Genomic DNA, 9138 nt, shown 5'->3' with positions numbered 1-9138 from the left:
AAGGCACACTCGGCGACATAGCGCGCGCATTTCTTCACGTGCCCGTTGAACCTTTTATCGCCCTGCGACGACCCATCATCGGCACCCCACATCGCAAGCCGCAGAGGGTGGCTGGGTCGCGGCTTGCGGTTGGCGGCGCCGCGCCGGGCGTCCAGGGCCGGGGCGGGCGTGAATGCTTCACGCCGCCTTGATACCGTCTCAGGTCAGGCCGCCTCGTTGGTCCCTGTTTCGGTGCGAGCACTGCCCGGAAAACCCCGCTTCGGCGGGGTTTTCTGTTTGGGCCGAAACAAGCTCGAGATTGGCTTCGCCTGCCCTTTGCCTTTGGCGCGAAACCGACTATGAAACGGCCAGATCAAAGTCTTACAGCGTCCTTTGCGCGTCCGATTGGCCGCGCGGCGCTGTAACCAAGTACTATCGGGAAAGCGCGCCGGAGCCAGCCATGACCGAAATCTTGCAGACCCCCAAGCTTGTCGTCGTCTTCGGCGGCTCAGGCTTTGTCGGCCGCCATGTCGTGCGCGCGCTGGCCAAGCGCGGCTACCGCATCCGGGTCGCCTGCCGGCGGCCGGACCTTGCCGGCCATGTGCAGCCGCTCGGCAATGTCGGCCAGATCCAGCCGGTGCAGGCCAATGTGCGCGTGCGCTGGTCGGTCGACCGCGCCGTGCAGGGCGCCGACCACGTCGTCAACCTGGTCGCCATCCTGCACGAGACCGGCCGGCAGAAATTCGGCTCCGTGCACGACTTCGGCGCGCGCGCCATCGCCGAGGCCGCGCGTGCGGTCGGCGCCGGCTTCACCCACATCTCGGCGCTCGGCGCCGACTTGAACTCGGCTTCCGACTACGCGCGCACCAAGGCGCTCGGCGAGAAGGCGGTGTTCGAGACGATCCCGGATGCCGTCATCTTCCGGCCGTCGATCAATTTCGGACCGGAAGACAGCTTCTTCAACCGCTTCGCCGGCATGGCACGCCTCTCGCCCGTCCTGCCGCTGATCGGCGGCGGGCAGACGAAATTCCAGCCGGTCTATGTCGGCGACGTCGCCGAGGCGATTGCGCGCTCGGTCGACGGCAAGGTCAAGGGCGGCCAGATCTATGAGCTCGGCGGTCCGCAGGTGCTGACCTTCAAGGAATGCATGGAAGAGATGCTCGCGGTCATCGATCGCCGGCGGCTCCTGGTGCCGGTGCCGTGGTGGGTGGCGAACATCCAGGCCTCGATCCTTCAGCTGCTGCCCAATCCGCTGCTGACCAAGGACCAGGTGCTGCAGTTGCGCGCGCACAATGTCGTCTCCGAAGCCGCCGCCAAGGCGGACAGGACGCTCGGCGGCCTCGGCATCCAGCCGCAGGCGATCGCGACGATCCTGCCGAGCTACCTCTGGCGCTTCCGCGCCGCCGGCCAGTTCCAACAGCGCCGACCGATCGCCGACCGGTAGACAATTTCCCAACTAAGCGCGCCGCGAAACCTGCATCGGCAGGCCGCCCTGCGGCTGCGTCGTCAGCTTCTGCACCGGCCATGGCCGCGTTTCGGATGTCACGTCGAAGCGGAAGCGCGACAACAGGATGGCTAAAGCGATGATCGCCTCCTGCATGGCGAAGCTGGCGCCGATGCAGACCCGCGGCCCGGCGCCGAAAGGCAGATACTGGAAGCGGTCGATCCGGTCGCGGTTTTCGGGATGGAAACGCTCCGGCATGAAGGCGTCCGGCCGGTCCCACAGCTTGCGGTGGCGGTGCACGACCCAGGGCATCACCAGCACGGCGGCATATTTCGGGATATAGAGACCGTTCCAGGTCTCCGGCTCGATCGGCTCGCGGTTGATCGATGGCGCCGGCGGATAGAGCCGGAGCGCCTCCTCGAAGGCGGCGCGGGTGAGCGGCATGGCGTCCAGCCATTTCGTCGGATCAGGCTCTCTTGCCAGCACCGCGTCGATCTCCTGCTCGATCCTGTCGCGCTCCCAGGGCGCCTCGGCGAGGCAATAGATCGTCCAGCCCAGCGCCCGCGCCGTCGTCTCATGGCCGGCGCCGATGAAGGTGATTATGTTGTCCTCGACTTCCGAGCGCGTCAGGCCATCCGGTCCCTCGGCTCTCAACAGCAGCGTCAGGAAATCCTGCGGCACGCTATCGGGGTCGCGCCTCAGCCGCTCCTCGCGCATCTTCACCGTGCCGGCGACGATGTTGCGGAAATAGGCCATGGTCTTGCGGCCGCGGATGCGGGTGAAGCGCGGCAGCCATTCCGGCGCGCGCAAAAGGTCGAGCGGATCGACGCGGCCCATGGTCTCGAACAGGCGGTCGACTTCCTTGGCGAAGCTGCCCTGCTCGCCGGCGATCTCGCCGGAAAACAGCGTCTCGGCCAGGATGTCGTAGGTGAGCATCGTCATGTCACGCGCGACGTCGGTCGTGCCGCCGGCCTCATAGCGGGTGACGAATTCCAGCGCGCGCTTCAGCATCGGCTCGGCGAAGCCGAAGATGTGGCGCGGCGTGAACATCGGCGCCATGGCCTTGCGCGAGCGCTTCCACACCTCGCCCTCGGCGGTGAGCAGGCCGTCGCGCAGGATCGGGCGCAGGATCAGCTGGCGCACGGTCGCCATCTTGTAGTTCCTGGCGTTGTCGATCAGCACATGGCGTATGAGGCCGGGATCGTTGGCGATGACCAGCGGCCCGCCGATGCCGGTCACTGATATCCAGGGCTCGTTGTAGGTATGCTCGCCCCATAGTTCGAGCGGGTTGCGGTAGACGATGCGCATCATCTCCAGCGTCGAGGGCGGCTGGGTGCGCGGCTTCGGCGCGGGCGGCACGAAGGGGGCGGGCTTGGTGTCCATGGGCATGCTCCGCTGGCAGGCTAAATGTAGTGCCCGGCAAGGCGGGCGTCCATGTGGCCGAGTGGCAAGTCCGCGGACGGACCGCCTCGCCTGAATGTGAACGGCGCGACCAATGGCCGCTTGTTGACGGTGACTGCTTGCTTTAGTCACCAATGTATACTGTCAATGAAGGAGCCACCCGTGAAGAACCAGTTGAGCATCATCATCGGCAGCACGCGGCCGGGCCGCGCCGGGCCGATCTTCGCCGAGTGGCTCGAGGGCTTCGCGCGCGAGCACGGCAAGTTCGAGCCGGTGCTGACCGACATTGCCGCCTTCAAGCTGCCGATGCTCGACGAGCCGCATCATCCGCGCTTGGGCAAATATGAGAACGACCACACCAAGGCCTGGTCGAAGGCGATCGACGCCGCCGACGCATTCGTCTTCGTGGCGCCGGAATACAATTACTTCGTGGCCCCGGCGATCGTGAACGCGGTCGACTATCTGCTCAAGGAGTGGCGCTACAAGCCCGCCGCCATCTTCAGCTATGGCGGGGTGTCCGGCGGCCTACGCGCTGCGCAGGCGCTGAAGCCGCTGCTGACCTCGGTCGGCGTCATGCCGATCCCGGAAGGCGTGGCGCTGCCCACCTACAGGACGCTGCTTGACAAGGATGGCGCGTACCAGGCGAGCGACTACGTGCTGCAGGGTGCCAAGATGATGCTCGACGAACTGCTCCGCTGGAGCGAGGCGCTGAAGGCACTGCGCGCCAGCTTGCCTTTGGAGTAAAGGCCGATCCGGCACGACCGGCTGCGCGCCGTGCCCGGACGCGGCTTTCGCAGCCGCCTGGCCCTACCATCTGGCCCGATCGCGGAGCCGACGCGCCGCGGCAGCACAAGGGCCTTCTCGCCAAGCCGGCAAAATGCCCGCAAACCTTGGAAAACCAGTCATTTGCGCCTATATCTAGGACATCAAAACGGCGCGATTCGGGGCCATTTTTCCGCGCCGGACCAGCGACATCAATCAGACAGGTTTTCATGAGCGACCAGACCGAAAGCGCCAATGGCGCGGAAGCCGAGTACGGCGCCGATTCCATCAAGGTTTTGAAGGGGTTGGACGCCGTCCGCAAGCGGCCGGGCATGTATATCGGCGACACCGATGACGGCTCGGGCCTGCATCACATGGTCTATGAGGTGGTGGACAACGCCATCGACGAGGCTTTGGCCGGACACGCCGACCTCGTCTCGGTGACGCTCAACCCCGACGGTTCGGTGACCGTCATCGACAACGGCCGCGGGATTCCGACCGATATCCACCCCAGCGAGGGCGTTTCGGCCGCCGAAGTCATCATGACGCAGCTCCATGCCGGCGGCAAATTCGACCAGAATTCCTACAAGGTCTCGGGCGGCCTGCACGGCGTCGGCGTATCGGTTGTCAACGCACTCTCGGCATGGCTGAAGCTCAAGATCCGCCGCAACGGCGAGATCTTCGAGATGAGCTTCACCCATGGCAACGCCGACGCGCCGCTGAAGGTCACCGGCAGCTACGAGCAGGACAGGCGCCTGGGAACCTATGAGGGCCGCAGCGGCAGCGAGATCACCTTCTTCCCGTCGGCCGAGACCTTCACCATGGTCGAGTTCGACTACAACACGCTGGAGCACCGGCTGCGCGAGCTCGCCTTCCTCAATTCAGGCGTGCGCATCGTGCTGACCGACGCCCGCCACGCCGACCTCGTGCGCCATGAGCTGCACTATGACGGCGGCCTCGAGGAGTTCGTGAAATATCTCGACCGGGTCAAGAAGCCGCTGATCGAAAAGCCGATCGCGATCCGCGCCGAGCGCGACGGCATCACCGTCGAGGTGGCGATGTGGTGGAACGACAGCTATCACGAGAATGTGCTGGCCTTCACCAACAACATCCCGCAGCGCGATGGCGGCACGCATCTGGCCGGCTTCCGCGGCGCGCTGACGCGGCAGATCACTGGATACGGCGAATCTTCCGGCCAGACCAAGAAGGAAAAGGTGTCTCTTACCGGCGACGACTGCCGCGAAGGCCTGACCGCCGTTCTCTCGGTCAAGGTGCCGGATCCGAAATTCTCTTCGCAGACCAAGGACAAGCTGGTCTCTTCGGAAGTCCGCCCGGTGGTGGAAGGGCTGGTGAACGAGGCATTGGGCACCTGGCTGGAGGAGCATCCGACCGAAGGCAGGGTGGTGGTCGAAAAGGTGATCCAGGCAGCCGCGGCGCGCGAGGCCGCGCGCAAGGCGCGCGACATCACCCGCAAGAGCACGCTCGGCGTCACCTCGCTGCCAGGCAAGCTTGCCGACTGCCAGGAACGCGACCCGGCGAAATCGGAAATCTTCATCGTCGAGGGTGACTCGGCCGGCGGCTCGGCCAAGGGCGGGCGCTCGCGCCAGAACCAGGCCATCCTGCCGCTGCGCGGCAAGATCCTGAACGTCGAGCGCGCGCGCTTCGACCGCATGCTGAGTTCCGACATGATCGGCACGCTGATCACCGCGCTCGGCACCTCGATCGGCAAGGACGAGTTCAACGCCGACAAGCTGCGCTACCACAAGATCATCCTGATGACCGACGCCGACGTCGACGGCGCCCACATCCGCACGCTGCTGCTCACCTTCTTCTTCCGGCAGATGCCGGAGCTGATCGAGCGCGGCCATCTCTACATCGCCCAGCCGCCGCTCTACAAAGTGACGCGGGGAAAAAGCTCGCAGTACCTCAAGGACGAAGGCGCCTATGAGGAATATCTGATCGACTCCGGGCTGGAGGAGGCTTCTCTGACGCTGGCGTCCGGCGAAGTGCGCACCGGACAGGACCTGCGCGGCGCCATCGACGACGCGCTGGCGGTGCGGCACCTGATCAACGGGCTGCACACGCGCTACAACCGCGATGTCGTCGAGCAGGCGGCGATCGCCGGCGCGCTCAATGCCGACGTGCTTGCCGATCTCGGCCGCGCCAACGCCATGGCCGAACGCGTCGCCGGGCGGCTCGACATAATCGCCGAGGAGACCGAGCGCGGCTGGACCGGACGCCTGTCGGCTTCGAATGACGGCACCGGCGGCTATGTGTTCGAGCGCACGGTGCGCGGCGTCAAGGAATTCGTGCAGCTCGACGCCGGGCTGATCAATTCGGCCGATGCGCGCCAGCTAGACCGCTATGCCTCGCGCCTTTCCGAGATCTACAGCGAGCCGCCGGTGCTGCGCCGCAAGGACGTCTCTGAGACCATTTCGGGACCGCTGGCGCTGCTCAACGCGGTGTTCGCCACGGGCCGCAAGGGCCTGACCATGCAGCGCTACAAGGGCCTCGGCGAGATGAACGCCGAGCAGCTCTGGGAAACCACGCTCGATCCGAACGTGCGCTCGCTGCTGCAGGTCAAGGTGGCGGATGCGACGGACGCAGACAGCCTGTTCTCGCGGCTGATGGGCGACGAGGTGGAGCCGCGCCGCGAGTTCATCCAGGACAATGCGCTGTCGGTCGCCAATCTGGATATTTGATCGGGATCTGGCCGACAGTCTCCTGCAAAAAAGCCCGGCGACGCCGGGCTTTTTTGCAGAAGCCGCAGTTGATCAGTGATCCATGGCCTTGACGATTTCCTCGGTCATCTTCTTGGCGTCGCCGAGCAGCATCATGGTGCCGTCCTTGTAGAACAGCGTGTTGTCGATGCCGGCATAGCCGGAGCCGAGCGAGCGCTTGACGAACAGGCAGGTGCGGGCCTTGTCGACGTCGAGGATCGGCATGCCGAAGATCGGCGAGGACTTGTCGTCGCGCGCGGACGGGTTGGTGACGTCGTTGGCGCCGATGACATAGGCGACGTCGGCCTGCGCGAATTCGGAGTTGATGTCCTCCAGCTCGAACACCTCGTCATAAGGCACATTGGCCTCGGCGAGGAGCACGTTCATGTGGCCGGGCATGCGGCCGGCGACCGGGTGGATGGCGTACTTCACCTCGACGCCGTTGGCCTTGAGCTTGTCGGCCATCTCGCGCAGCGCGTGCTGGGCCTGGGCGACGGCCATACCGTAGCCGGGCACGATGATGACCTTCTGCGCGTTCATCATCAGATAGGCCGCGTCGTCGGCCGAGCCCTGCTTGACGGTGCGCTCGATGCCGTCGTCGGCAGCGGCAGCCGTCTCGCCGCCGAAGCCGCCGAGGATGACCGAGATGAAGGAGCGGTTCATACCCTTGCACATGATGTAGGACAGGATCGCGCCGCTAGAGCCGACCAGCGCGCCGGTGATGATCAGCGCCAGATTGCCGAGGGTGAAGCCAAGCGCTGTCGCCGCCCAGCCGGAATAGGAATTCAGCATCGACACCACGACCGGCATGTCGGCGCCGCCGATCGGGATGATCAGGAGCACGCCGAGCACCAGCGAGGCGGCGACGATCAGCCAGAAGACCAGCTTGGCTTCGGTGTTGACCAGAAGCACGATCAGCACGAACAGCGCGATGCCGAGCGCGATGTTGATCAGGTGGCGGCCGCCGATCATGATCGGCTTGCCGGACATGCGGCCGTCGAGCTTGAGGAAGGCGATGACCGAGCCGGTGAAGGTGATGGCGCCGATGGCGACGCCAAGGCTCATTTCGACAAGCGCCTGGGCATGGATGTCGCCCGCCGTGCCGATGCCGAAGCTTTCCGGCGCATAGATAGCGGCGGCCGCAACCATGACGGCGGCGAAGCCGACGAGCGAGTGGAAGGCGGCGACAAGCTGCGGCATCGAGGTCATGGCGATGCGGCGGGCCACATAGGCGCCGATGCTGCCGCCCATGGCGAGACCGAGCACAATCAGGCCGAAGCGGCCGGCCGACGGGGTTGCCAGCGCCAGCGTGGTGGCGATGGCGATGCCCATGCCGATCATGCCGTAGAGATTGCCCCGGCGGCTGGTGGTCGGGTGCGACAAGCCGCGCAGCGCCAGGATGAACAGGATGCCCGATACCAGATAGAGGAAGGAAGCGAGATTGACGGTCACGTCACTTTTCCTTCTTCTTGTACATGGCGAGCATGCGCTGGGTGACGAGGAAGCCGCCGAAGATATTGACCGAGACCAGCATCAGGGCGACGAAGCCGAAGCCCGCCGCAAGGCCGGAGGCCGCGATGCCGACGGCGAGCAGCGCGCCGACGACGATGACCGAGGAGATGGCGTTGGTGACGGCCATCAGCGGCGTGTGCAGCGCCGGCGTCACCGACCACACGACATAATAGCCGACGAAGATCGCCAGCACGAAGATGGCGAAGCGGAAGACGAAGGGATCGACGGCGCCGCCCGAGAGCGCGTGCGCCGCGTTGCCGGCAGCCTCGGCGCCGGCGGGCGCGTTGGCCAGGTCCTGCACGGCAAGGCGAACGGCGGCGGTCGCCTGATCGAGCTGATCGAGGGCTTTCTGCAGTGCGTCCATCACGCGGTCCCTTTCGACTTGGACGAGGCCGACTTGGCTGCGGCAGGTTTCTTCGCCGCTACCTTCTTCGGCGCGGCATCGGCGACCATGGTCTTGGCCGGTATCGCAGCGGGTTCGGTGCGCGGCTCGCCGGCCGCCTTGGCGAAGTTGGGATGAACGACCTGCCCAGCGTCGGTCAGCATCGTCGCCTTGACCAGTTCGTCGTCGCGCTTGATGGCGAACTCTTTCGTCGCCTTGTCGACCATCGTCTCGAGGAAGGCGTAGAGGTTCTTGGCATAGAGCAACGAGGCCGATGCCGCGACGCGGCCGGGCACGTTGAGATGGCCGACGATCTTGACGCCGTTTTCCGTCGTCACGACCTTGCCTGGCACCGCGCCTTCGACATTGCCGCCGCGCTCGACGGCAAGATCGACGATCACCGAGCCCGGCTTCATCGAGGCGACCATGGCGGACGAGACCAGCTTCGGCGCCGGCCGGCCGGGGATCAGCGCCGTGGTGATGACGATGTCCTGCTTGGCGATGTGCTCGGCGGTGAGCGCCGCCTGCTTGGCCTGGTATTCCTTCGACATTTCCTTGGCATAGCCGCCGGCGGTCTCGGCCGCCTTGAACTCGTCGTCCTCGACCGCCAGGAATTTCGCGCCGAGCGACTGCACCTGCTCCTTCACCGCCGGCCGCACGTCGGTGGCGGTGACGACGGCGCCGAGGCGACGCGCGGTGGCGATGGCCTGCAGGCCGGCGACGCCGACGCCCATGATGAAGGTCTTGGCCGCCGGCACGGTGCCGGCTGCCGTCATCATCATCGGCAGCGCCCGGTCATATTCGCACGCGGCGTCGATCACCGCCTGATAGCCGGCGAGATTGGCCTGCGAGGAGAGCACGTCCATCACCTGCGCGCGGGTGATGCGCGGCATGAATTCCATCGAAAAGGCGGTGATGCCGGCCTTGGCCATCGCGGC

The 9138-nt window shown here is 65.8% G+C and carries 7 protein-coding genes; 3 read left to right on the top strand and 4 right to left on the bottom strand.

What is annotated here, in order from left to right:
• Positions 1–439 precede the first annotated feature (439 nt).
• Complete coding sequence (locus EOA38_RS18695; protein ID WP_127299912.1) at positions 440–1423, top strand: complex I NDUFA9 subunit family protein; 984 nt, start codon at positions 440–442, stop codon at positions 1421–1423.
• Positions 1424–1435: 12 nt separating this feature from the next.
• Here EOA38_RS18695 and EOA38_RS18690 read toward each other — a convergent pair whose 3' ends face one another.
• Positions 1436–2806 carry a cytochrome P450 gene (locus EOA38_RS18690; protein ID WP_127299911.1) on the bottom strand — a complete coding sequence of 457 codons (1371 nt, stop codon included), beginning with the start codon at positions 2804–2806 and terminating at the stop codon, positions 1436–1438.
• A gap of 180 nt (positions 2807–2986) precedes the next feature.
• On the opposite strand from EOA38_RS18690, the gene EOA38_RS18685 reads away from it, so the two are divergent.
• Both EOA38_RS18685 and gyrB read left to right on the top strand, forming a co-directional pair.
• The gene (locus EOA38_RS18685; protein WP_126090599.1) at positions 2987–3568 is read left to right on the top strand and encodes an NADPH-dependent FMN reductase; all 582 of its coding nucleotides are present in this window, start codon (positions 2987–2989) and stop codon (positions 3566–3568) included.
• Positions 3569–3816: 248 nt separating this feature from the next.
• A complete protein-coding gene (gene gyrB / locus EOA38_RS18680) occupies positions 3817–6288 on the top strand; it encodes a DNA topoisomerase (ATP-hydrolyzing) subunit B (protein WP_126090600.1) in 2472 nt (823 codons plus the stop codon).
• 72 nt (positions 6289–6360) lie between these two features.
• On the opposite strand, the gene EOA38_RS18675 is transcribed toward gyrB, so the two are convergent.
• The 3 genes from EOA38_RS18675 to EOA38_RS18665 all read right to left on the bottom strand — a co-directional run.
• A complete protein-coding gene (locus EOA38_RS18675) occupies positions 6361–7758 on the bottom strand; it encodes an NAD(P)(+) transhydrogenase (Re/Si-specific) subunit beta (protein WP_127299910.1) in 1398 nt (465 codons plus the stop codon).
• A gap of 1 nt (position 7759) precedes the next feature.
• Complete coding sequence (locus tag EOA38_RS18670) at positions 7760–8182, bottom strand: proton-translocating transhydrogenase family protein (RefSeq protein WP_127299909.1); 423 nt, start codon at positions 8180–8182, stop codon at positions 7760–7762.
• A partial coding sequence (locus tag EOA38_RS18665) for an NAD(P) transhydrogenase subunit alpha (protein WP_145965994.1) occupies positions 8182–9138 on the bottom strand: 957 nt, incomplete at its 5' end. The genes EOA38_RS18670 and EOA38_RS18665, both read right to left, overlap by 1 nt.

It is taken from the genome of Mesorhizobium sp. M1E.F.Ca.ET.041.01.1.1 (assembly GCF_003997355.1).
Lineage (GTDB): Bacteria > Pseudomonadota > Alphaproteobacteria > Rhizobiales > Rhizobiaceae > Mesorhizobium.
This window is presented reverse-complemented; position numbering and strand designations above follow the sequence as displayed.